At 53.6% G+C, this 24,161-nt stretch carries 24 protein-coding genes, 1 pseudogene and 1 riboswitch; of the genes and pseudogenes, 8 read left to right on the forward strand and 17 right to left on the reverse strand.

The features are described from left to right. Positions 1-169 precede the first annotated feature (169 nt). Positions 170-1,159 (forward strand): annotated as a pseudogene (locus C7445_RS12790) (citrate/2-methylcitrate synthase); the annotation flags it as partial. Positions 1,160-1,269: 110 nt separating this feature from the next. Here C7445_RS12790 and C7445_RS14915 read toward each other — a convergent pair. The 5 genes from C7445_RS14915 to C7445_RS12810 form a co-directional block, all read right to left on the reverse strand. Further along, on the reverse strand, positions 1,270-1,404 hold the full coding sequence (locus C7445_RS14915; RefSeq protein WP_279586221.1) for a hypothetical protein: 135 nt from the start codon (positions 1,402-1,404) through the stop codon (positions 1,270-1,272). Between the two features lie 56 nt (positions 1,405-1,460). After that, positions 1,461-1,595, reverse strand: a riboswitch (cyclic di-AMP (ydaO/yuaA leader). A gap of 34 nt (positions 1,596-1,629) precedes the next feature. Further along, entirely contained in the window at positions 1,630-2,415 is a 786-nt protein-coding gene (locus C7445_RS12795; RefSeq protein WP_134160912.1) for a hypothetical protein, read from the reverse strand. Then, entirely contained in the window at positions 2,412-4,079 is a 1,668-nt protein-coding gene (locus C7445_RS12800; protein WP_134160914.1) for a hypothetical protein, read from the reverse strand. Before C7445_RS12800 ends, C7445_RS12795 begins: the two co-directional genes overlap by 4 nt. Beyond that, on the reverse strand, positions 4,072-5,337 hold the full coding sequence (locus tag C7445_RS12805; protein WP_134160916.1) for an O-antigen ligase family protein: 1,266 nt from the start codon (positions 5,335-5,337) through the stop codon (positions 4,072-4,074). The genes C7445_RS12800 and C7445_RS12805 overlap by 8 nt, the downstream gene beginning before the upstream one ends. 528 nt (positions 5,338-5,865) lie before the next feature. Beyond that, entirely contained in the window at positions 5,866-6,912 is a 1,047-nt protein-coding gene (locus tag C7445_RS12810) for a M23 family metallopeptidase (RefSeq protein WP_134160918.1), read from the reverse strand. 84 nt (positions 6,913-6,996) lie between these two features. Here C7445_RS12810 and C7445_RS12815 point away from each other — a divergent pair, with 84 nt between their 5' ends. Further along, positions 6,997-7,392 carry an acyl-CoA thioesterase gene (locus C7445_RS12815; protein WP_134160920.1) on the forward strand — a complete coding sequence of 132 codons (396 nt, stop codon included), beginning with the start codon at positions 6,997-6,999 and terminating at the stop codon, positions 7,390-7,392. Between the two features lie 7 nt (positions 7,393-7,399). Here the strand turns inward: C7445_RS12815 and C7445_RS12820 are convergent, their stop codons facing one another. Together C7445_RS12820 and C7445_RS12825 are read right to left on the reverse strand one after the other, a co-directional pair. Then, positions 7,400-8,326 carry an RluA family pseudouridine synthase gene (locus C7445_RS12820; RefSeq protein ID WP_134160922.1) on the reverse strand — a complete coding sequence of 309 codons (927 nt, stop codon included), beginning with the start codon at positions 8,324-8,326 and terminating at the stop codon, positions 7,400-7,402. A gap of 93 nt (positions 8,327-8,419) precedes the next feature. After that, positions 8,420-9,127, reverse strand: coding sequence for a glycosyltransferase family 2 protein (locus C7445_RS12825; protein ID WP_134160924.1), 708 nt, complete (start codon positions 9,125-9,127; stop codon positions 8,420-8,422). Positions 9,128-9,309: 182 nt separating this feature from the next. Between C7445_RS12825 and wecB the strand changes: the two genes are divergently transcribed. Genes wecB through C7445_RS12840 form a run of 3 tightly spaced genes read left to right on the forward strand, consistent with a single transcriptional unit; the run spans position 9,310 to position 12,225 of the window. Continuing rightward, positions 9,310-10,401, forward strand: a complete 1,092-nt coding sequence (gene wecB, locus C7445_RS12830) for a non-hydrolyzing UDP-N-acetylglucosamine 2-epimerase (RefSeq protein WP_134160926.1) — start codon at positions 9,310-9,312, stop codon at positions 10,399-10,401. After that, a complete protein-coding gene (locus C7445_RS12835) occupies positions 10,394-11,383 on the forward strand; it encodes a polysaccharide biosynthesis protein (protein ID WP_134160928.1) in 990 nt (329 codons plus the stop codon). The genes wecB and C7445_RS12835 overlap by 8 nt, the downstream gene beginning before the upstream one ends. After that, positions 11,380-12,225 (forward strand): dTDP-4-dehydrorhamnose reductase family protein, encoded by an 846-nt coding sequence (locus tag C7445_RS12840; protein WP_134160930.1) that lies wholly within the window; start codon positions 11,380-11,382, stop codon positions 12,223-12,225. The genes C7445_RS12835 and C7445_RS12840 overlap by 4 nt, the downstream gene beginning before the upstream one ends. On the opposite strand, the gene C7445_RS12845 is transcribed toward C7445_RS12840, so the two are convergent. Beyond that, positions 12,222-13,358 carry a glycosyltransferase gene (locus tag C7445_RS12845; protein WP_166669143.1) on the reverse strand — a complete coding sequence of 379 codons (1,137 nt, stop codon included), beginning with the start codon at positions 13,356-13,358 and terminating at the stop codon, positions 12,222-12,224. The genes C7445_RS12840 and C7445_RS12845 overlap by 4 nt on opposite strands. 238 nt (positions 13,359-13,596) lie before the next feature. Between C7445_RS12845 and C7445_RS12850 the strand changes: the two genes are divergently transcribed. Genes C7445_RS12850 through C7445_RS12860 form a run of 3 tightly spaced genes read left to right on the forward strand, consistent with a single transcriptional unit; the run spans position 13,597 to position 15,546 of the window. Further along, positions 13,597-13,998: a hypothetical protein gene (locus tag C7445_RS12850; protein WP_134160934.1), complete on the forward strand. Its 402-nt coding sequence runs from the start codon at positions 13,597-13,599 to the stop codon at positions 13,996-13,998. Between the two features lie 28 nt (positions 13,999-14,026). Beyond that, complete coding sequence (locus tag C7445_RS12855; RefSeq protein ID WP_134160936.1) at positions 14,027-14,245, forward strand: hypothetical protein; 219 nt, start codon at positions 14,027-14,029, stop codon at positions 14,243-14,245. Positions 14,246-14,301: 56 nt separating this feature from the next. After that, positions 14,302-15,546, forward strand: coding sequence for a glycosyltransferase family 2 protein (locus tag C7445_RS12860; RefSeq protein WP_134160938.1), 1,245 nt, complete (start codon positions 14,302-14,304; stop codon positions 15,544-15,546). Here the strand turns inward: C7445_RS12860 and pabB are convergent. The 9 genes from pabB to C7445_RS12905 all read right to left on the reverse strand — a co-directional run bounded on the left by pabB (position 15,488) and on the right by C7445_RS12905 (position 24,148). After that, positions 15,488-17,314 (reverse strand): aminodeoxychorismate synthase component I, encoded by a 1,827-nt coding sequence (pabB, locus tag C7445_RS12865; protein WP_134160940.1) that lies wholly within the window; start codon positions 17,312-17,314, stop codon positions 15,488-15,490. The two genes, C7445_RS12860 and pabB, sit on opposite strands and share 59 nt — an antisense overlap. 51 nt (positions 17,315-17,365) lie before the next feature. Then, the gene (locus C7445_RS15025) at positions 17,366-17,605 is read right to left on the reverse strand and encodes a transposase (RefSeq protein WP_134160942.1); all 240 of its coding nucleotides are present in this window, start codon (positions 17,603-17,605) and stop codon (positions 17,366-17,368) included. A gap of 85 nt (positions 17,606-17,690) precedes the next feature. Beyond that, a complete protein-coding gene (locus C7445_RS12875) occupies positions 17,691-18,572 on the reverse strand; it encodes an IS3 family transposase (protein ID WP_341770558.1) in 882 nt (293 codons plus the stop codon). Further along, on the reverse strand, positions 18,557-18,844 hold the full coding sequence (locus C7445_RS12880) for a transposase (RefSeq protein WP_134160945.1): 288 nt from the start codon (positions 18,842-18,844) through the stop codon (positions 18,557-18,559). Before C7445_RS12880 ends, C7445_RS12875 begins: the two co-directional genes overlap by 16 nt. Positions 18,845-18,855: 11 nt before the next feature. Then, positions 18,856-19,584, reverse strand: a complete 729-nt coding sequence (locus tag C7445_RS12885) for an IS1595 family transposase (RefSeq protein ID WP_134160947.1) — start codon at positions 19,582-19,584, stop codon at positions 18,856-18,858. A gap of 435 nt (positions 19,585-20,019) precedes the next feature. Then, positions 20,020-21,096 (reverse strand): Gfo/Idh/MocA family protein, encoded by a 1,077-nt coding sequence (locus C7445_RS12890; RefSeq protein ID WP_134160949.1) that lies wholly within the window; start codon positions 21,094-21,096, stop codon positions 20,020-20,022. Positions 21,097-21,125: 29 nt separating this feature from the next. After that, positions 21,126-22,277, reverse strand: a complete 1,152-nt coding sequence (locus C7445_RS12895; protein ID WP_134160951.1) for a Gfo/Idh/MocA family protein — start codon at positions 22,275-22,277, stop codon at positions 21,126-21,128. Between the two features lie 45 nt (positions 22,278-22,322). Further along, positions 22,323-23,174, reverse strand: coding sequence for a carbohydrate ABC transporter permease (locus tag C7445_RS12900; protein ID WP_134160953.1), 852 nt, complete (start codon positions 23,172-23,174; stop codon positions 22,323-22,325). Continuing rightward, positions 23,171-24,148 (reverse strand): carbohydrate ABC transporter permease, encoded by a 978-nt coding sequence (locus tag C7445_RS12905; protein ID WP_134160955.1) that lies wholly within the window; start codon positions 24,146-24,148, stop codon positions 23,171-23,173. Before C7445_RS12905 ends, C7445_RS12900 begins: the two co-directional genes overlap by 4 nt. Positions 24,149-24,161 lie beyond the last annotated feature (13 nt).

Genomic DNA, 24,161 nt, shown 5'->3' on the forward strand with positions numbered 1-24,161 from the left:
CCTGCGTCAACAAATCTTGTACGCTCATTAGTGATCCACCTTTCAGCATGGATACTCTCCCTTCTGAACCCGGCTAGGTCTGAAGAGAGATATTCAACTGAGGTGGGTCATTTTCATTCCGGCGAACCTGGGTCAATTATAGTCCGGCGTTAACAACCGCGGCTATTTCGCAGGAGAATTAGCAGAATCACAAACGTTTGAGGAGGTAGCCTATCTGCTCTGGCACGGCGCTCTTCCATCACACCAGCAACTCGAGAAGACCAGATTGCATTTGATTTCGTGCCGTGTTCTGCCAGAATCCGTGCGACGTGTCCTCGAGAAGCTCGATCCCGACCAGGATATGATGAGCGTGCTCCGGACCGCCGTCTCAGCCTGCAGGCCGAGTCAGGAATGGCCGCCGACGGTGGAAGATGCCATGATGTTCACTGCAATGTTGCCCACTGTTATCGCATACCGATGGGCACTACAGTCTGGGCGTGCGCCCATCGAACCGGATCCCGAGTTGTCGCATGTGGCCAACTATCTCTACATGCTAACCGGGAAGCGGCCTGATCCAGCGATTGCCCGTGCTCTCGAAGCGTACATGGTGATCACCATGGAGCACGGTTTAAATGCTTCAACCTTTGCAGCGCGCGTCGTTACCTCTACTCGATCTGACATGGCGTCGGCATTGTGCGCTGCACTAGGTGCAATGAAGGGTCCCCTGCACGGCGGGGCGCCTTTGGAAGTCAGGGTTATGTTGGAGCAGATCGGGGCCACCGAGCATGCAGAACCGTGGCTTCGGCGGGAGCTTGAGGCGGGTCGGAGATTGATGGGATTCGGGCATCGTGTCTACAAGACACGAGATCCGCGTGCGGTCGCCTTGCGATCGGTGGTGGAGTCTCTTCAATTCGGAGATCCCTCGTTTGACCTCGCCGTCCAAGTAGAGGACCTAGCGATCCGTCTACTCGAAGAATATAAGCCAGGCCGCCACCTCTACACGAACGTGGAGTACTGGGCCGCCGCGATCCTAGGGGCGGTAGGCATACCTAATACATTGTTCACCGCATCGTTTTCGGCGAGCCGGTGCGTAGGGTGGACGGCGCACATCCTGGAACAGGCGGAGAACAATCGCTTGATCCGACCTCAATCTGAGTATATCGGCCCGATGCCCTGCTAACCCTTTCACTGCGGAACTAGTGCGCGCTTTCTCACCTTCTATCACAAACGGCAAAGGCGCTACATGAAAAGCGCCGCGGGTCACACCCGCGGCGCTATGCGTATCACACGTCAACGTAGGGTTTGCTTTTCAGCTTGCCCAGTCCGGCCGATACGGACTCTATCCTCCTTGCGTCCCAAATGTTTCAACGCAAGCTGAATCTCCATATCCCGGACATACTGTGGCAATTCTGGCTTCACGACCATCTCGACCAGCTCCTTGACTGAATTTGATCCTCAGCCAAGTTCCTTTTGGATCACGCTTGATCTTCCTACAACGCTTACGGAGTTAGCTGACGGGTTCGGGTGTAGGAAACCCTACGAGGCCTTCGGCCCCGATTCACCCCACATACATGGGTCCTCCGCTTCCCAAAAACGGAACTCAGCGATAGGTCATGAAACTATTGTACGCCACATCACCGAATTTGGCAACTATTCAACCCCATGTTCCAATTGACCAACCAGTGAAGAAGGAATTTGGACCTGCGCCAATTGCGGGTTGTCGATATCCGAAAATATAGTGGACGTCTGGATCGACAAGGAACCAACAGCATCGACAACATTCACCGACTGTGTTTGAATCTGCCGAATGTACCCGCTCGATTCACCCACATAGAAGATATACTCAACTGGGCTGCTATGACTAGCGATGGAGGTGATCGACGATCCTGGCGCTTGCTGGAGAAATCCTGGCAAACCAGCAATGCCGTTGGGAACGATCACGCGGTAGACATCACAATACTCATCCACCACATAGGTTCTGTCCATTTGCGCCAGTTGAAGGCGATCCCGGATTGCCGTACGGATAATGTCACCATAACCTTGGTAAGCATCTAGATTCGCGACAGGTTCCGTTTTCGACCACACAGTCCCGTCCTGTTGATATGCAACCTGCCCTTGTTGATATAGCCCGATATTGAAGTTGTTTTCATGCACCTGAATATTAGCCATGTTGGGCATTTGAAGGGTTCCATACTCCGTGAAACTGGTCTTCAAGTTCGCGTTCTGTATGGTTACTGTCGTAAGCAGTTTATACTCCTGCGCTTGTTCACTCTTCTGCAGCGCTGCTACAAGCGGTGTCCAAGAGACCGAAGGTTTCACGATGGTTGTCGCCGTTCCGGAAGCAATTGACGCCTTTTGAACGCCGGGTGCACAACCGGCCAGAAGGGAGGCACAAAAAACAACAGTACCAGCGAGCGTTGCCAACCTGCCTTTCATCGGCGTTCCCCCTCTTTACGACGCGAAGGTCTGTACAACCATCCGCCTATAAATATCAGCGCCAAGGCGACACACGACAACTGTAAAAGAGGCCAGTGTGAGCGGGCGATAACCAAGTAGTCACCCGTTCCGTAAATATCAAGCGCAAGCGCATTGGGAGCTGATGCCGACAAGCGAAGCGGCGTCACATTGACGACGTTCGTGCGGAACACACGCCAGTCGCGAACAAGCTGCCCGTGCCCATTCGCTCCCGGAATGAAACGGTACGCTGAAAAGTAACGAATTGGCGAGTTGCGTATCATCGACGGGTCGTTTGTGACAATCTCCGGAGCTCCTTGTCCATCTGACAACACCGTTTCAAATCGGAATGTCGGGCTGGTCGCGGTGTATACGCGTTGCCACTGTCCATTTGCTCCCACCGTTAAGATGTACGCCGGGGAGGCGTTCACAAAAACCGCATCCCGACCGCCCTTGGTAATCGGACCAATTTCAATGTCGTTCGGCACGGGACTGTCTACGGTGCCTCGATACGTCGCAACAACGCTCCCCGTTTGCAAGTCGACGATATGCAGAGCGTTGTTGCCAACCAGCAAGACTTGATCGGAGCGACTGCTGGTAAAATGACCAATCCCCACGACACTACTAGCCTTGACTGGGATTGAAATGGCATGTCCAGCATCGGTGCCTAACAATTGATCATTCTGCACATACACACCCGAGCGATGCGGCGCAACGCCCAATTGAGCGAGGCAGTCGTCCCAATTTGTCGTTTCCGCGGCAGCCGCTTGATTCGCAATGGCCTGGAATGAAGCGGGATAAGCCGCCGGGTCAAGCGCTGCCTGCACGGCTTCGGAATCCGTCAAATATGGGGTCAAATACTCGTAAATGCGTCCATTACTGACATACCAGTTCGCCTTTTCGTATGGAAAGAAGGCGCGAACAAGATCCATCGGATTGACCTCCGCCAATTCGGCAGGCGTCGGATTGACCTTTTTAAGCTTTCCGTTTACGTCCTTAAGCTCGATGATTTGATACTCACCGTCCGCCGTCTGCAAAACGTTGAAGAGAGCATCGGGTGAATCGGTCGCCGACAGAGCCATCTGCTCGAGTTCGGTCGACGATGGCACGTAGCCATCGATGGTGATGATTGCATCACTCCCATTTGTCGGAACGATAGCCATGGGAGCTTCCGGCGAATTTTGAGCCTGCAAATTGACGTGCGAATCATCGAGCACCCGGAAATGCGGTAAAAACGCCCAGTCGTTGAGCGGCAACCACAATTGAGACAGAATCACCGCGATCCCGCCCAGCAACGACGCCCAAGGTCGTGTTCGACCGAACCAAATGGCCATGATCCACAAGCCAAGGACCATGACAACGGTGACTGCGATCAACTTTGCTGTACTGCCAAATGAAAGTGTTGCAAACCCCTGTGCCAGCATTAGGACAAAGAGCGTGTACGATACCCACGACCGACGTAACGTCCTATCAATGGTTGTGAGCCACACGACACCGATGGCGGCGACCAGAAGTACACCGTACAGGGCAAGGTCATCCACTAACGGCCGTAACACCCATACATAGATAGCATTCACAAACAGTGCCCAGAAGACAAACCAAATCCAACGGACGATAATCCCAGGAAGCGACTTCGATTTATTCATGCTTCTCCTCCTGTCGTTCTAGGGTGCGGCCCCATAAGAGGAGCAAACTCAGCATGAGGAAGTAATTCAAGAAATTCGGGGCATACTCAAACACGTTTTCCACTACATCATGAACCAACAAGGCCGTTACGCCGATAAGTCCGCCAAGTGCAAGATAGCGGTCCCGCGCAGTGGCCTTGCGTACTGTTTGATTGATGATCTCGACAACAATGCGAACATGCATCGCCAAGAACAACACCAATCCTACCAGCCCTGATTCACCGAGAATCTTCGCATAGTAATTATCGGAGTAAATCGAAAAGCCGTGATCGGAGGCGACAGCGCCGCCGTAGCGACCGAGACCCACACCAAACAAAGGATTTCCTGCCATTTGATCAAACGCCGTTTGCCAGCGAATCAAGCGGCCACCTTGCGAAGACTTAATGTAGTACACAGGCGAAAACAAATCCATGATGCGATGATGAATCGGCGGTAGAAAGAATCCGATGACACCCAGTACGACGATCACGATGAGCAGCCGGCGTTCGTACGCAATCGCCACCAAGACCAGCGCGATGCCAAGTCCCATCCAGGCGCCACGCGTGTACGTCAACAACAGCGTGAGCAGGCAGCAGATGCCACCCAGGGCATACACAATCCGCCGCGCCCGATTTCGCTCACCAAGACAAAGTCCGAATACAATTGGAGTCATCATCTCCATATACGCACCGAGTTCGTTGGGAGATTTGAGAACCGAAAACACACGCGTGCGAACATGTTCGCCAACATCGACCCAACCTGGAGGAATCGGTGGAGCAAGCAGATACTGAACCACACCATGGACGCCAATCAATATTGCCACGGTTGCGGCGGCGTATAGATATTTCTTCGCATCCCGCGGCTCGATCACAAAGGGCATGAGTAATCCAAACAACATATAGTAAATATCAGCTCGAAAGCCGTCAAAAGCGACACCAGGACTCCCAAGCCCTGCAAAAAACAAGGCGACCAGGTACAGAATGTACCACCCTGCATATTTGGACCACCCGAATGCCGGTGGGCGGTGTCCGCGCAATACTCGGTTGAACGCCACGACGGCCAGCAGCAAAAGCACCACTTTGTCCCAAATTGATCCAATTGGATGAATAAAAGAGAGCCGCAAAGTGTAATCGACAATTGGAAACGCGACGAGCAAGTATGTACACCATTTGGCAATCCGCGCACCAAACGGTTGGGAAGACGGTCCATCTTCCGATGCCAGGTAGACCTGGTCTAACATGAACTTCAACTCCCACCTCAACATAGGTTGTCCACTGTCGTCCAGCACCCGCTGGAACCGGAGCCTACTTCGCCCATTCTGTCTCGTTCGACATCTAACCCCCAGGTGCGACGAACCATAGAGAATCTCACGATCTCCCACAGAAACTTCTGCGCAGTACAGGCACATTTTCACGCAGGCGCTCCCAGACACGTTCAAATAGACGGCCCTGTACGCTCAAAAGTTCTGCTTCCATGTATGGAAAGATACCACGCACCGATGGGTACACCTTTGACCGCCAGACGTAGGGCGAGATCGGCTATTACGGCTTTCGACAATCGTGCAGTCTTGGGTTCTTTCCTCTGTCACCCCAAGGTAGGAGCTTATCGACGTAAAGAAAACGGGTACAGGGGCGACTCGATCTGGCGCGAGCTCACGCTGTACCCGTTCCATCTGTCAAGTCGTGCTCTCCATTCGACTGTCCATCGAATACAATACCACATTCAGCGAAAATTCGGGACTGCTGTCGAACGGAAACGACATCATGGTTCAACTTTTGCGTTCTAAGACTGTTTCGCGGACTGTTTCGCGCGTCACGCGCTGCTTTTGCCGCTCCCACTGACTCAAATATCCCGACGGACTGAACGCCCATTCGTGCTGACCGGTGTCCTTATATATGCCAAAATGCAGATGAGGTGGGAACTTCCCTGACGTCCCAGGCGGGCCATAACCGCTGCTTCCGACATAGCCAATTACTTGGCCTGGGCGCACGAGGTCGCCTTGATGCAGCCCTTTCTGGAACGAAGAGAGATGCGCATAGTAGTAGTACATGTTATTGGCGTCGCGAATTCCGATCCGCCAGCCTCCAAAACGATTCCAACCCATGAGTTCGACATAGCCGTAACTGCAAGCCAGCACAGGTGTTCCATAGCTGGCAAAGATGTCAACGCCCTCGTGCATGCGGCGGCCGCCATAGCTTCGCCCTGCTCCAAACGTATGCTTAACGGTATAATTATACCGTTTGTCAATGGGAAAGCAGGATCCAGAAGGGCTCAACCCGAAGGCGCGAAACAGTCGCGCAAAACCGTCGATCCGGTCCATGGCAACAGGATCCTGAAATAAGTTCCAGATGGCGATCTCTTCGTCCTCACCCGACTCCATATCCAGCCAGTGAGCCAAGGATTTAATTCGATCCGCCGGATCGAATGGCAGAGCCAGCATGTCTCCATTTGCGTCTTGCCCCAAACCACCGAACAATTGAATTTCTGGCGCGAATATATCATCCGCATTAGGATTCGCAATGCCAGCCCAAGCCGCGGGATAAAATGAAAAACCGTAGTATGGCGCGTCCTGTTTAGAAGCCTTTGTCTTGGTCAACTCGGCATACCGATCAATGGCCGCGAGTACGGCCCAATCGACATCGTATTGGGCACCGTACAACTTGTACAAGGGATACAACGATGACTGTGGGTGGCTAGGCTCAGCCGCCGATGCCGTAGCCGGCCAACTGCTTGCCAGCGCCACGCCCATCAACAGCGATCGCCATATTCCTGTGTGGGCACGCATGATAGAATGGAGGTGAAGCAATCTGACCACTCCTTGTCGGCGTCTGATATGCTTACACTCTCCCAGCCCGTTGCAATGTATGCTGACGATCTGGTTGAATGGGGTTCGTTGCACATGGGTATTACACAAATCACCACCACAGTTCGATGCACTGAAATCGATGTCAATGGTCATGTCAATAACGCGAAGTATGTAGAGTACTACGAGTGGGGACGAGAAGACTGGTACGAGCAGCATCAGCTGCCGTATGAAACGCTTTACCATATGGGCGTCATCACCGTGGTGGCGCGAGCCGAGATCGATTATCGACAACCCGCGCACCAGAATGAGCAGCTCTTGATCACCACGTGGTTGAGCGAAGTGGGACGAACCAGCTTCCGCATGCGGCAGCGCATCACAGGTACAAACGGCTATCTCGTAAGTGAAGCCCAATTTGTCATCGTGACCGTGGATCCACAAACCCGCCGTCCTGTCCCGGTGCCGGAGGCCATCTCCAAACACCGCAGTTGATGATGCGTTAATGTGTCCGCAAACGCGTCACGTCGTACCCCAAACCCTCCAGCTTGCGCTCGAAACGAGGCGGGATGGGCGCAAATAGGTCAAGTTGGTTGGGCAACTGCAAATGTGCGGCATGTAAGAAGAATGACTCACCACGCATCGGGCGTGCACCGTACTTGATGTCTCCAACAAGCGGATGACCAATATGCGCCAGGTGCGCTCGAATTTGGTGGGTACGCCCGGTTTCGAGTCGCACTCGCAACAATGTTGTGCCACTGCTCTGTGCAAGTGGCTCGTAATGGGTCGCACTGCGTTTCCCACCGTCGTCATCGACACGGGTGACCGCGCCTTCGCGCGTCAAGGCGGCTGCGACTGATCCCGGTCGCCGCACCGCGCCTTCGACAAGGGCCCAATACTCCTTGATGACATCCCCACTTTGGAATGCTTGTGACCACCGCCTGGCGGCACGCGACGTCTTGGCAAAGACGATGAGACCGCTCGTATTGCGGTCGAGCCGGTGCACTGGCGCGGGGTGAAATGCCTCTCCTGCACGGGAAGGTCTCTTGGCATATACATAGGCCTCGACGCGGGCCTGCAGTGTCGAGGCATATTCCCCTTCCGCAGCATGGACGAGGACACCCACAGGTTTATTCACGACAAGAATTTCGGCATCCTCATACAAAACCTCGATATCCTTGCTGATCCCGGCATATTTTGGCCTCTTTGGTCTGCTTAGGTTCGCAAAGTCGCCCTCGGCCATGTACAAATGGACCACATCACCCTCGGCGAGAACGGTCTCCTGTTTTGCACGCTTACCATTGACCTTAACGCGGCCTGTGCGAATACATTTATAAATTCCCGAAAGCGGCATACCCGGCAGGAGCAAGCGCAACCACTTATGTACCGGTTTGCCATCATCCACGTTTCCAATTTGAATTTCGACCAACGCTATCACCCCAATGATGGACGTCTCCAATGAACAAGTATGGTAGCACACAGTGGTCGAATAGGCGAATCCGGGATGATGACGCCCCTCCTTTTACCAATTTCCCCCACGGGCCAGGCGTTGTGTCGTCTGTCCGTCATGTAAGCGGTAGTAATAGAGAATCTCTGGGATGTTTTCGACGATCGCGCCGCGCGTGACATACCTTGCGATGAATTCAAAATCCGACGCGGCTCCGAACGCCCTCGTCCACCCGCCGATGGCATCAAAGGCCGTTCCTCGCATTAAAACCGTTCCATCACAAACACAATGCATACCGCACGCATAGGCTTCACGAATTTCCTCGCGGCCAAAACGCAACCATCCGGAAAACACAGGCGTTGACATTGCTGGATCCCCTACAAATGTCGCGTAGTTGGTTCCTACCAGGTCGACGTCTGGATTTGCTCGCATATAAGCGACCTGTTGTTCGATCCGGTTGGGCGATGAAATGTCATCTGCAGCCTGACACGCGATAAACTCGCCCTGTGCCAAAAACATGCCACACGTTGCACTTCCAGGTTGCTTGACGTTGCGCGGCAAACGCAGGTACACGAATGCTTTGGCGGATAATTGCTTTCCGTGCCTTGCTTGCCACGTTGCCACCCACCCCGGGCAATCGTCCGTGGAGCAGTCATCGACGACAATAATCTCCAGCGAACGGTAGGTTTGCGCAAGCAGACTGTCCAGACAATCCTCGAGATAAGGCAAAGCATTATACACCGGAATGACCACGCTCACCAAACCTGGTATCCGTTGATACATAGGTTCACCCCCCTTGTCTCCTTCCAACGTACGCCAATTGGCAAGATACCGAAAAGGCGGTTGTCCTCATGTAGCGTAGACCATTGTTCCAATACCAGTTGAAGGGTATGGAAATCCATGTCATACCTTCCAAACCAGCATAACTCTAAAGGAGATACATTTCTTTCCGAAGGGGGAAGCTCATGAAAATTCTCACCTTATGCGGCACGAGACCCGAGATCATCCGACTTAGCCTGATCGTGCGAAGGCTTGATGAGGCCACGCATGACCATGTGCTCGTGTTTAGCGGTCAAAATCATCAGCGTTTCCTGTCTGATATTTTCTTTGAGCAACTTGATCTGCGGCGACCCGACATCTGTCTCGGTGCGGACAAAGGGACGGTTGGCAATCAACTGGGGCACATGTTCCGTGCGTTTGAAACGGTCCTCCTGACCCACCGACCAGACGCTGTGCTCGTCCTGGGAGATACGAATACCGCATTGTGCGCCATCATCGCTGAGCGTTTTGGCATTCCGGTTTACCACATGGAAGCCGGAAACCGCTGCTACGACCGCACGGTTCCAGAGGAAATCAATCGGCGTGTGATCGACGCGATCGCGTCATTCAACCTGCCATACACCGCCATGAGCCGTGACACTCTGCTGCGCGAAGGCATCGCCCCACAGCGGATCTGGATTTCCGGTAACCCGATTTATGAAGTGTTGCAAACATATGGCCCACAGATCGATGCCAGTGACATCGTGGATCGGCTAGGACTAGAGCCACACCGCTACTGCGTTGTCACCGTGCATAGAGCGGAAAATGTCGATCGCGCTGACCGCTTGCAGGCCATCGTCGATGCGCTCCAACGTGTGGCCAATCGCTTCGACGTGCCGATCGTAATCAGCCTGCATCCGCATACGCGCGACCGCCTGCAGTACTTTCACATACCACTCGCCGATCCGCGTTTCATCGTGCTGGACCCACTTGGACTCTTCGACTTTGTGCAACTGCAGAAACAAGCTTGGTGTGTACTGACCGACAGCGGAACAGTCCAGGAGGAATGTTGCATCCTGCATGTGCCGGCGGTAACCATTCGGCGCAGTACCGAACGCCCGGAAACCGTTCTCTGCGGAAGCAATGTCGTCGCCGGCCACGACCCAAATCACATCACTGCGTGTGTCGAACACATGACAAGGTCGTCCCGCGACTGGGTTTGTCCCGAAGGATATTGCGACCCCAATGTATCAAGAAAAGTGGTTCAGTGGTTGACAGGGGGGCTTAGTTATGTTTGAAGGTCAAACCGTGGTCATCACCGGAGGTACCGGTTCGTGGGGAAAGCAACTGACACGCACCCTGTTGACCTATCGCCCACAAGCGATTCGCATTCTCTCGCGCAATGAGTTTTCCCAGGTCGAAATGGAACGTGCATTTGCCGACACGGACCACCTTCAATTTTTCATCGGCGATGTTCGCGATCCCGATGCGGTACGCAAAGTTTGTGCGGGTGCGGATTACGTGTTCCACCTCGCAGCGCTCAAGCACGTCCCTGTCTGCGAACGTCACCCGCGCGAGGCGATGAAGACAAACATTCTCGGCACGCAAAACGTCATCCAAGCCAGTATCGAATGCGGTGTGAAAAAGGTGATCGACGTTTCGACGGACAAGGCTGTCGAGCCTATCAACCTGTATGGCATGACCAAAGCGCTTGGCGAGAAACTCATGCTGCAAGCCAACGCGGCAAACCACCACACGCGTTTTGTCTGCATTCGGGGCGGCAACGTTTTGGGCAGCAACGGCAGTGTTGTACCACTGTTCGTCCGTCAGATCCAAACTGGCCGTCCCATCACGTTAACGTCACGCGATATGACACGTTTCTTTCTCACCATCGAAGACGCCATCGATCTCCTCATCCACGCCACGGCGCTGTCAGTGGGAGGGGAAACGTTTGTGATGCGCATGAAATCTTGCCGGATGATCGATCTGGCATGCGTGATCGCAGAGTATTACGGTCAACAGACCCCTGTCATTGAGGAAATCGGGATTCGGCCCGGGGAGAAATTACACGAGGTACTCGTCTCACGACAGGAAGCTCCGCGCACGCAGAGACTGGACGACCGCTACTTCGTCGTGCTGCCAATGGAACCAAGTACCGCTCTCCTCGACAAGTATGGACACCTCGATCCGCTCGCGATGCCAAGCTATGAATCCAATATGCAATTGTTGTCTCGAGAGGGTATTCGTGCACTGTTGCAACGAGGAGGTTTCTTGCCGTGAAGATTCTCATCCTAGGAGCGGGTGGGATGGCTGGGCATGTGATGTATGAATACTTCTACAGATGCGGTATTCATGAGACCGTTGGGACTGTCTGGCACACCCGCCCGCAGTGGGCGGATCTTTCCAACAACCCCATGATACGTCTGGATGTGCGCGACACCCCGCGCGTACATGCGCTTTTTGAAGCGGTTCGCCCAGACGTCGTCGTGAATGCGATAGGAATACTGCCGGCTGTCGCGAATCGGGACAGTGCGACAGCGATTCATATCAATTCACTGTTTCCGCATGAATTAGTAACAATCTGTAACACCTACAACTGTCGCCTTATTCACATTAGCACAGACTGCGTGTTTGACGGTTCAAAAGGCATGTACACGGAACGCGATGTGCCAGACGGATACACGATGTATGGAAGGACCAAAGCACTAGGGGAGATTATCGACGACCGTCATCTCACGATCCGTACCTCCATCGTCGGGCCCGAGCAGAAAAGAGACGGAACAGGGTTGCTCGCGTGGTTCTTGCGACAACATGGGGCGGTTCCTGGCTATCGAAACGCAATTTGGAACGGTGTGACCACACTGCAACTCGCCAAAGCCGTCGACTGGGCGCTGACGCGCCCAGTTGCAGGGCTCGTCCATTTGACAGGGCCACACCCCATCTCCAAATACGAACTGCTGCGCTTGTTTCAGCAGACTTGGCACCAATCCGACCGCGAGATCATCCCTGTTGCGGAACCCAGGGTCGATCGAACGCTACAAAATACGCGCTCGGATTTTCGCCCGAACGTCCCCTCCTACCACGAGATGATTTCCGATCTCGCTCATTGGTACAAGTATTAGCTGCGGGTGGCGTTTCCCCCCACCCGCTCATACAACGCAATCAGCGGCTCACACGTCTTCTCAAGCGCGAAACGCTCGGCAACCCACTCTCGACCCGAGTTTCCAACTACAGGAAGAGCACCCCGCATGGCTGTCACTTGCTTCATGGCCCGGGTTAGGGCGGATCGCGTAGCCGGTTCAACGGCTTCGTGATCGCCAAAATACATGTTCCAGGCAAGTTCAAAACGCGCGGGCTCGATGAGGCCGACAAAACCGTGCGATCCCGCTGCAATCACCGGCTTGCCTGCAGCCATAGCTTCAAGCGCGACCCGACCTGTCCCCACCACGGCATCCGCCAAACAGTACAATTTATTCATTTCATCATATCCACCCAGCACATGAATCCAAGGCTGGTGCTTCCTTGCGTTAAACTTGGCCGCAAAACGCTCCAATTCAACTTGGCGAGCACCGCTGCCGACCACCAACGCGTGAACGTTCCGAAATATCTTGCGCACACCGACAGCGGCAAGAAGGAAAGTCTTGGCGATTTGCGCTTTCTCCCAAGCGATTCTCCCAGTATATAACCAGATAAACGCGTCGTCAGGCAGGCCAAATGTGCTCCGCAGACCACTTGCATCGAGCGGGTGAAATTCATCCAGATCGACTCCGTTGGGGATGATGATGGGTTCATACCCCCAACTGCGAAGTAAGGCTTCAAGCGGTGGACTGACCACGACGATGCCAGCAGCGCCTGAAAGGATGGGTGCAAGCTGCTCTGGATCCTCATACGTGCCATGCACGGTATACACAAACGGAATTCCTCGTTCCTGTGCAACGGCCAAGGCCGCCAAACCGGACGGCAGTTGGTGAGCATGAACGAGATCGACATGTTCCTGAGTCATCACACCGCGCAAAATGGACATGGTCTCTTGCCGATAGCTGTCCGCAGGCACCGTCAACGTCGACCAAGCGGGCTTAGGCAAACGCACGTTCGGGATATGAAGATCTCGGACTCGCGCCAGCAACGGACCATCCGAAGCTGCCACCACAACGTTCACATGCAGGCGCAGAAGCATCTTTGCAATCGATAAGACGTGTGTTTCCGTGCCACCAAGGTTCCATTCATCCAAAACCATGAGGACGCGCATACGCATGGTCCACCTCCCGTAAAGAGAACTCATGTCAAACAGCATGTATTTTGCTTACCATTCCTTGTATGATGTTACATCCTATTTTGCCTCAGACGTACATCTGGTAAGTCAGGAGCGTCTCCCCAATGGGGATGTCTCCACGCACTGGTTATCCAATTTTTATCTCTATAGTTACTTATACGTGGAATATGAATGGACACACCCATACAACTGGTACAAACTCGAAGAAAGGATGATGGGCATGGCACAACTTCGTTTGCCTGGCCAAACTGCCGCTGAGCGTGCGCAGGTTCTGATTCAGGCGGTCGAGGAAGCATTGACCAACGTGACACAAACGTTGAATCAAAACGGTTTAACAACCGCCACCTCGACCTTGACCAACACGCTCAACAGCATACTGACCTCTCTTGAAAACCTGCTTGCAAGTCTGACAAGCACGTTGTCAAACACGACGTCGCGGCCGACGACTGTGATCGGCGTCCTGCAAAAGTTCCTTGACCAGCCAGTCACGATCACGACACCGTTTGACACCCTGACTGGCACACTGACCTCGCTGCAATCGGACTTTGCTTCGTTAGTCGAACCGTCCGGCAGTATGGTGCTGATTCCGCTTAGCCGGATCCAATCTATCCAGCAGGCTTAAGCTGAGCTTTGGATGAGGAGGGGATTGTATGAACTTGCAGTCTACATTTGTGAATACGCTGAATCAACTGCTTGGACAAACGGTGGAAATTGCTCTGGGCAATAACTTGATGGAAGCCGTTATCAGCTTCGCTGGAAACGAAATTCTCGCCGTCGTCGAGCTTGGAACTGGTGGGTACGGATACGGCTCCAATCTTTTGACCACTTACATTGCCCTGTCCGCTGTCGACTTCATCCGCATTCTGTAAACCGCAGTCGCCGGGTGGCCCTTGCCCCCGGCGACTTATACAGTAGGAGTGAGCGTATGTATCGTGCAATCGTATTCACGTCGGCATCTATCCCAATTTGGCAACCTACAGTGCATTCCATGTTGCGTCATGGCTGGCGGGGCGAAGACATATCGCTCGTCATGTTGGACAACACGGCAAAATTGCCACAGGTGACTGGCAGACTCGGCACGGCTGCCTGGTCGCTGGAAGAGTTCGCGCGCACCATTGATCACAATACGATGTATGTGTTGTTATGCGCTGGTGAGCGGCTCGCAGAAGGAGCAACATTTGAATGGTTTGCGGCGCAAGCGCATCGAGTCGTGACGATTCGTCACGACGATGGCATGGGCAGCCGCGTGCTGGCAATTCGGGGAGACGCGCTTTTGGCGTGCTGGAAACGAGCAGCTTATCTACTTCGGGTCGATCCGGTATCTGCGCTTTGCGCCTGGGCCGAATCGGTGCTAAACAACGAAACGTGTATACTTGCGAGCCGATCCCTTAGCTCTGCTCGCTGCGACCGACTCCTGCAGGACTATCGTTTCCAATTGGCGCAGGCTCCCCGCTCACGGAACTCCGTTTGGCCAACCGTCGCGATCGCGCTTGTCAACCACAACATGCGGCCGCACGTGTCCATGGCTCTAGCTTCCATCGAAGCGCAAATTGATGATCTCGCCGAAGTTTGGCTGGTTGACGATGGATCGTCGGACGGTTCACAAACCCTTCTTCAGGCTTTTTCGGAGCGAGTGTGTTGCGCATCGCTCGTCAGCCTGCCACAGAACGTGGGCAAGGCTCGTGCTGCGAACGTCGCACTTCAACAGATACAAACGGATTTCATTCTCGAACTCGACGCAGATGACTGGTTAGATCCGGGCGCCGTGCGCACCATTCGCAGCCACCTATCGAACCTGGACGGCGAGATCGACATGTTGTACGGAAACATGCGCAACTGGCGAATCGATTCCCGCGGTGCTTATCGGGTGACAGGCCTACAGAAAGGTGGGCCATTACAAACGACCAAGCAACTCGCTCTATGCCGGTTCCCGCTTGGACCGCGCGTATATCGGACATCGACGTTAAAAACGGTGGGTGGTTTTCCCATCCTTTCGTTTGCCAACGGACGCCTTTATGAAGATGTCGCTTTGATACGCGAACTGTTAGAAGTCGGGCGGATCGAATACCGGGACTTCACTGTGTACAACCGCTTGCTGCATCGACACAGCATTACCCACCAACACGTGAACCTGTGGCCCGCGTTTGTTGATATGTACTTAACCCGGTGAGTTGAACCGGAACCCATCCACGCACACTGTTGATCCACCACAGTCGATCTACGGTTTTCATCTCGGACATGTGCAAACTGCGTTCCACAACACGTCCCTCCTGCAGCAAGCATGCGCGCAAAGTGCCTGGCAATAACCCACAGGAAACCGGAGGTGTATACAGACGTCCTCGCAACTCATAGACAAGGTTGGCGAAAGTAAACTCTGTCACCTCATGCGCCTCGTTGTACAGTAAAGCATCGAAGGCGTTGCCTAATTGTGAACGAATGGCATCGTAAAACTCGCGGCGCGTCGTCTTGTGATATAACCAGCGTTCCTCTGAGGACACTGGCATCGGTGCGAGCGCTATCGGCATCACCGTTTTGGCCGCTGCATCGGACGGACTCCAGGCACATGGCGGCAGCGGCTCAGTGCCTATCTCAGCATCGACCTTTCCCGATCTGTCCACAAGCAGCCGAACACGCCATGCACCAGTTGGCCGCTGCCGAACGCAATTCGACAATACGGACGCAACCTCGGCGTGATCGACGGGAATCTGAAAATACCGAGCGGAGTCCGACAAGCGCTGAAGATGGTAACTATAGAGTGCGTATTCCCCGGAGTCTAGTCGCAAGGTCTCAAGCAGAGCAAAATCCCGCTCAGCATCCTCTAATATTTGAGCCTTGGCATGTAGTTCCTCGTATTCGTCCACTGCTTGTGAATCCCATGTGATGCCACCGCCTGCCCCGTAGATGGCTGCACCGCTTGTGCGATCCATTTCAATCGTCCGAATCGCGACGTTAAATATGGCACGATCACGCGGCAGCAAAAGTCCAACACTCCCACAGTACACGCCGCGAGGGTCCGTTTCTAACTGCGCGATCCGCGACATGGTGCTGATTTTGGGAGCGCCAGTGATGGACCCGCAAGGAAAGAGAGCCGCAAAGATGGCAGCGAGATCGACATCATCTCGCAACTGGGCCACGATAGTCGAGGTCATTTGTAGCACGGTTGGATATGTTTCAACGTCGAACAGCGAAGGTACCTGCACCGTACCAGGTACAGCAACGCGCCCGAGGTCATTGCGAAGCAGATCGACAATCATGACATTCTCGGCGCGATTTTTCTCCGAATTCTGCAACCAGCGAGCCAGCTCGGCGTCCTCGGTCAACGTACGCCCGCGTTTTACGGTTCCTTTCATGGGGCGCGTCATGATACCGGAACCGTTCCGCTCAAAAAACAATTCGGGCGATATGGACAAGATTGACCAATCATCACTTCGTATGTACGCTGTGTATGGCGCCCGCTGGGACCATCTCAACTTTTCGTAGAATGCGAAGTCATCACCCGCGAACGAAGCCTGTAGGCGAACGCTATAATTCACCTGGTACGTGTTACCGGATGCAATGGCTTCATGAATCTCTCGCACAGCAGCTTCATACTGCTCGCGAGGCGTTCGTACGTGCCATTGTCCCACCTGAAACTCACCGCTTCGATGATGCTGCAGTATCGCGGGGTCAACGGCGCGATCGAAAACCGCGAACCACGCAAGTGGCAGTCCCCCTTTGGCAGGTGCGTGCACCTGGTAGGCCGGATCGAACGCTGGCGCGGCTTCATAGGTCACAAAGCCAGCTGCGTACAAGCCATCACGTGTCGCCGCCTCCACTTCGCGCAATATCTTGGGGACGTCTCGCTGCTCGACCGCGACATGGATCGCCACTGGATCTGTAAACACATAACGCGGTGCTGGTTGGCCATCAATGTGAAAATCGAAAACCAAAATATACACATCAAGTCTCCTCAGTGAACTGGGTTGGAGCCCTACTTTCGAGGCAACTTCCTAAACATTGGGTGGTGGTTCTGCCTGTACACAGGCAAGCAACAGTCTGTCTAGCAGACGATTTCCGAATATCGTGCGGTTGAACCGATACACGAACTCCTCAAGATACCATTGCTTATACACGATCCGTTCGTGGTAGGTACCGTCTATGAAGCGCTTCGCTAGGCTAATAACCTTGTTTATCCATTCGAATGTCTCATGTGCTTCAGGTGCGTCCGACTTGGTGACTATATGGGACATCGGCGTAGTGAACCCGACTTTGTCAAGACAGATGGGATGGCTTTTAAGAGAGCAATGGGAAACTTGCAATTCAGACAAAACCGTCTCACGCCGCGTTCCGTTTCATTTTCCAATTTCTGAATTCCAACGGCGAGCGATAACCCAGTGCGGAGTGTGGTCGGTCCGTGTTGTAAAAGTGAATGTACGACTCAATCGCCGCTTTCGCCTCGGCAAAGCTGCTGTATTCCTGCAGCCAGACTTCCTCCTCCTTCAACGACCGGAAGAATCGCTCGATGTATCCGTCATCATCAGGGTTGTTGTACCCCGTCCGCTCGTGGTTGATTTGGCAGGCCCTCATCGCTTGGATGAACCGTCGACTCGTCATCTGGCAGCCATTGTCCGTTCGAAGCGTCAAACCGGCACCTTGAACGCCGCTTGGGAAACGATAATTCAGCGCCATATCTACAGCATTCAGCAAGTCCTCCGTACGGCAGAACCGGGAAAACGAGTACCCCACAATCTCCCGGTCATAAGCGTCAATCACGGCAAACAGATATCCCCATCCGTCTTTCCCACACCACACCTTCGTCATGTCGCACTGGAAATGCTCGTTGGACCGGGTGACCGGTATCTTCCCTCGCCGTTTCGCTCGTGAAGCGCCCCGTTTCGAGGTTTTCACCAGAAACCCCATTTCCTTCATCAGTCGATACACCCGTTTATGGTTCACCCGCAAGTTGCATCGGCGACGCAGCATGACTTGGATTCGCCGGTATCCGTACGTGGGGAATTCTTCACACAGTTTCCGAATCCACTGTTTGACCACAGCGTTCTTATCCACAGGAGGCCGCTTCGGCTTTGGCACAGGCGGCTTCAATAGGCTGTAACAGTACGTCCGATTCAGCCCTAACGCTTTTCCAATCACAGGGACCGGAAACCCTCCTTTGGCGAGCCGACAGACCAAAGAACGGCTATTTACTTCCGGCCCCAATTCGATTTTTTTCGCAACACATCCACCTGCATCGTAAGTTCACCGATCTTAGCCCGACCCTCCTGCAACTCTTTCTCCAGCTCCTGCTCCCTCGTAGAGGGTCCGGACTGAAGTCCAGCCCGCCCACCAGCCAGGAACGCTTCACGCCACCTGTAATACAGACTCTGGGCCACGCCATGCCGCCGACATACTTCGCTAATGTTCGCACCGGGCATCATGCCCTCGAGCACAATGTTCGTCTTTTCGTCCACTGTCCACTTACGTCCCGGCATCACAAACACCTCTACTTCATCTTAACCCATCCCTTCTGTCTGGGATGACTTTGGGGCAAGTATATCGGCTCCAACTCCTTAGCACAGGCTACAAGCGTCATACTTCCATCAGTGTCCCAGACACAATTGGGCTTCAGCCGTTCGGATAGAACAGGAGCCACCGTTTCCTTCGTGAGATTCGGCATCAGCGCCATTGTGATGTACTTCGGTTTCCCACGCTCCATCTGTACCGCAACAATCACCGGGTCTTGATCCGAGCCCCTCCCACGCTTTCCGTCCCCGTGACTTTCTCCACCGACATACGCATCGTCAATTTGTACGAGACCTTCCAATTGGTACCACCCATTACGATTTACCATCGCCTTACGCATTTTACGCAACATGCCCCATGCGGTGGGGTACGACACCCCTATGTTTCGAGCAATCGTCGTGGCAGCAACGCCTCGCTTGTCATTCGCCACCAGGTACACTTTCAGAAACCGCTTGCGCAAGTCGGTCTTCGTCTTATGAAAGAGATCTCCCACTGTGATGGAAGTTTGCTTCGAGCAGTTCTTGCACTGGAATAAGGGTAGACGATCCTCCGCATCTTTCCTTGATGAGCAGGCGACTTCGCAATATTCCGTGCTACCGCACTTCGGGCAAACGAAGCCATCTGGCCAACGCAGCACAAACACACGTTCCTCACACGCACGTACCGTAGAGAATTGTTCTTGAAACTCAAGCAGATTCATGACATCCATACCCGAACACTTGTTCTATGCCACCATTCTACCACCTACTCTCCACTTTTCAATAGAAACTTTAGAAGAATTGAGATGTATGTTAAGACGCATGAACGCATCCCCAAGTACCTTCAGATGAACGCCAACAGATTTGCTCAAAAGTGACACGAGAATGCTGGCACATACGGCAACCATCACTTGTACAAAGAGTGGGATTCTTCTGGTCAACAGACAGCCCTTTCACGGTGATTTCAGGCGTTGTATCTTTATCTTGAGAGCGTCTTGTAAACCTTCGGCTGTCCGCTCGGCGGTTTGAAATTATCTTGAGGTTAATACCCACTATTCGAATTCGTAAAGTCTATTTAGTGCCGGATATTTTGTGGTTTCGAGGAGGGTCTCTGGCAGGGAATACCGTCCCTGCCAGAATGGATCCATACGAGGAAGATAAGGCTGTTATGATTCGACGACCGTGGCGTTCATCTGCGCCAGCACGCTCAGCTCCGCAGCTTTCAGCGCGTGCTCCTGAGTCATCGCGTGTTCAGTCCGATTGAGGCAATCGAGAATGAGTTGCCCGAAGAAGGGATAGCCGACTTTGCCTTCGACTGGAATATGGAATTCGCCTTCGTCGTTGACGAGATAGAGATGGCTTCCGGAGGGATCGCGGCCAACATCGATATACTTCCTCAGCTCGATGTACCCTTTGGTGCCGAGCAGGAATGTTCGCCCATCACCCCATGTGCCCAAGCCGTCCGGAGTAAACCAATCCACTCTGAAATAGTTCGTGGCACCGTTGTCCGCGATGAAAGTGGCATCACCAAAGTCTTCAAATTCGGGGTACTGCTTGTGGTTATAGTTCGCGATCTTGCTCGAGATCAGCGTCGCGTCCCGTGCGCCTGTGAAAAAGAGAAACTGCTCAATTTGGTGACTGCCGATGTCACATAAAATCCCGCCGTAGCGGCTGCGTCGAAAGAACCAGTCCGGGCGGCTCGACAGGTTCATTCGGTGAGGTCCCATGCCAATCACTTGCACAACCCGCCCAATGGCGCCGTCTTGAACCAATTGGCCGGCAAACACCGCGCATTCGACGTGCAACCTTTCACTGTAGTACACGTTGTATCGTCGCCCCGTCTGTGCAACCGTTTCGCGCACCTGTTGCAACTGTTCCAGTGTCGTCAGCGGGGCTTTGTCCGTGAAGTAGTCCTTCCCATGTTTCATCACGCGAATGCCCAAATCGGCCCGAGCGGAGGGGATTTTTGCCCCAGCGATCGTATGGATCGACGAGTCGTCAAGAACCTGGTCTTCCGAGCGAGCGACTTTGACGTCAGGATACTTTGTACGAAAGGCGTTCACTTTTGCTTCGTCGGGATCGTAGACCCAAACCAACTCCCCGCCGGCTTCGATGAGGCCGTTACACATGCCGTAAATATGGCCGTGGTCCAACCCAATCGCCGCGAAGCGAAACTCACCCTTCTCACAAACCGGATTGGGTTTACCTTGTGGAGCATAGTTCATACCATCCCGAGTAGACACGCGGTTTCCTCCCTTATGTGCAAGGCGGTTCATTCATGCCCTGTCGTGGTAATGACGTTCTTCTCAAATCTCTCCACAGACGCGGTCTTTTCATAGAAGTGAGGGACCGAGGCCATCAGTCCGGCCTTTGTGTAGAACGGATCCGTCTCGCTGAGTGGCAATGTCACTCGTTGACCTGTCACTGCGGATTTATAGATCGCCACGATGAGTTCCAACGTCTTTCGGCCTTCATGGCCGTCGATGAACACTTTGCGCCCGTGTTCAAGCGCCGTCAGTACATCGTCGATTTGACCGACATGGTGTTCGTACTGGCTGTCCGGCAAACTGTCGTAAAATGACTGAATCTCCGCTTCCAGTTTTTCGTTGCGTTCAGGAAATCCATTTTCCTGCGAAATCGAGGCATAAAGATCCCAAGGCGCCGATACTTTGGCGTGTTCACACTGAAATACCAACTGCTGTTGTTGACCGTGATGGACGACAGAACTGGTGATTTGCCCGACGCTTCCTCCAGGAAAGCGCAACAGAGCAATCGAAATGTCTTCCACTTCCGCATTGTCGTGGGCCACATTGCTCATGACCGCCTGAACTTCCGAAGGCATACCCATCATCCACTGCAACGCGTCGATGTGGTGTACAGCGTGGTTCAATGTGCAGCCGCCGCCTTCGCTCTCCCACGTTCCTCTCCACCACAGATCGTAGTAGCTGTGACCGCGCCACCAAAACGAATCCACCTGTGCGTGGAGAATCTTCCCCGCCACGTTCTCATCGAGTACCTGCTTCAACTTCATCCAGGGGGTGCGGAACCGATTCTGGGCGATAACCGATAAGATGCGCCCGCTTTCGTTCGCTGCCGCAATCATGGCGTCGCATTCCGCGAGTGACGCGGCCATAGGCTTTTCAACGAGAACGTGTTTACCCGCTTTTAAGAAGTCGATCGCGATTTCAGCATGCGTCGAAGGCGGCGTACAAATGGAGACCAAATCGATATCTGGGTTGTTCAACAACTGTTTGTAGTCTGCAACCGCGGAAGCATTCACATGGTAGTCTTCAATCGACTTTTCCGCTTTGTCCACATAAATATCGCAGACCGCTACAATCTGGCACCGATTCGGAAAACTCATGTATCCTTCGATATGTTTACTGGAAATTGATCCAGTTCCTATAACAGCGACGTTCATCATCATTCTCGTCTCCTTCCAAATATCATCCGTTGTACGAATGACTGATCAACTCTTCACGGCGCCGCTTGTCAGTCCGCCAAGGATGTAGCGTTGAAGCAGTAAAAAGATTACGACAATGGGAATGCCGCTTGTCAGGCTCGCAGCCATCAGTTGGCCCCAATACACGCCGCCGCCAGCGTCTCCCGCCGACAAGAATGCCTGTAAACCAACGCCAATAGTTCTCGTCGTATTCGATGTCAATACGCTCGCAAACAGCACATCTCCCCAAGACAGCAAGAACGAAAAGACAAAGGCAACCACCATGCCTGGCAGCATCAACGGCAGCACTACGCGAAACAGCAATTGCAGCCTGGTGGCTCCATCAACCTGGGCCGCCTCTTCCAAATCGATGGGAATGTTCTCGAAATAGGAGATGAGCAGCCAACAGGCAAATGGCAGGGCAAATGTGAGATAGGTGGTGACGATGGTGTAATATTGGCCGACCAGCCGGATGCCAAACGCTTGTTGGATGAAGACGATCACGATGAACAGCGGCAGAAGCATCATGACTTGCGGCACGGTTTGCATGGTGATGAGGGAATAGAGAAGTACCTTTCTTCCTCGAAATTTAAAACGCGAGATCACATAAGCCGCACCAAATGCGATGACGGTGGCCAAAAATCCAGTTGCGGCCGAAATGATCACACTGTTCATCAGATACTGGCCGAGGCCGATATTGGACCACATCGTCACATAGTTGCCCCATGCCCAGTGTGACGGAAAGAGCGTTCCGTCCCCCACCTCGCTGTCAGGCGTAAGCGACATGATGACCATGTAGAGAAATGGGATGATGATGATTAATCCCAAAATCACGATACCGGCAAAGCGAATCCGCACCCAGGTTTTGCTTTGTGTCATCGTGTCGCCCCCTCCCCTATTTTCAGCATTCGGATGTAAAAGATGGCTGGAATCATCATGATGATCAGCGTGATGATGGACATAGCCGCACCCAGGCCAAAATTAAAGGTTTGGAACGACGTGATGTACACGTTTAACGGCAGTACGTCCGCCTGGGGTGACGGAGGCGTGCCAAACATGATGAACGGCAAGGTGAAATTGTTGAAGTGGTTGAGCGTCGAGAGCAAGACGGCCAAACCAAGGATGGAGCGAATATTGGGCACCGTAATCGAAAAGAAGCTTCTGACGGGGCCGGCGCCGTCCATATACGCGGATTCATACTGATCTGTCGAAATGCTTTGAAGCGCTGCCAGCACCATCAGGTAGATAAATGGCCACGACCCCCACGCGTCGGCGATGACCATGGCCCAAAACGTGTGAGGGCCAATCAGCCAGTACGTACTCTTGTTGGCGATGTGGAGCCAGGACAGGACTTGATCGATGAGCCCTGTGCCGTTGAGAAACAGGAGTCTCCAGACGAGCGCGATGACAAACACAGGCAGTACGTACGGCAACAGAAACAGCGCTCGAATCCACTTTCGACCTCGAAATGGTTTATTGACCATGAGTGCCGCCATGACGCCAACCGGCGTAATGATCGCGGTCGTCACGAGAGAAAACGAGACACTGACCCACACGCTTCGCAGCGCGGACGCGCCGAGTGCACTGCCCTGCTTGAGCGCGTCGATAAAGTTTCCCAGTCCGACGAACGGAGCACGGACCCAGTGAATCAACGTGTACTGGTTCAGGTCAATCAGACTTGTGTAAACCGCGATCAAGAACGGAACGACGATAATGAGCAACAGCAAAAACAGAGTGGGAAAGAGCATCCACATCGGCATTCGATTTGCGGATCTTCGCTTGCGGGATGCCTTGGCGCCTGTGGACGTGGCTGTCGTTTCCGCGAAGTCTACCTGGACACCCTCTCCACGCATAGAATCGACCCTC

This window comes from Alicyclobacillus sacchari, assembly GCF_004366795.1.
Lineage (GTDB): Bacteria > Bacillota > Bacilli > Alicyclobacillales > Alicyclobacillaceae > Alicyclobacillus > Alicyclobacillus sacchari.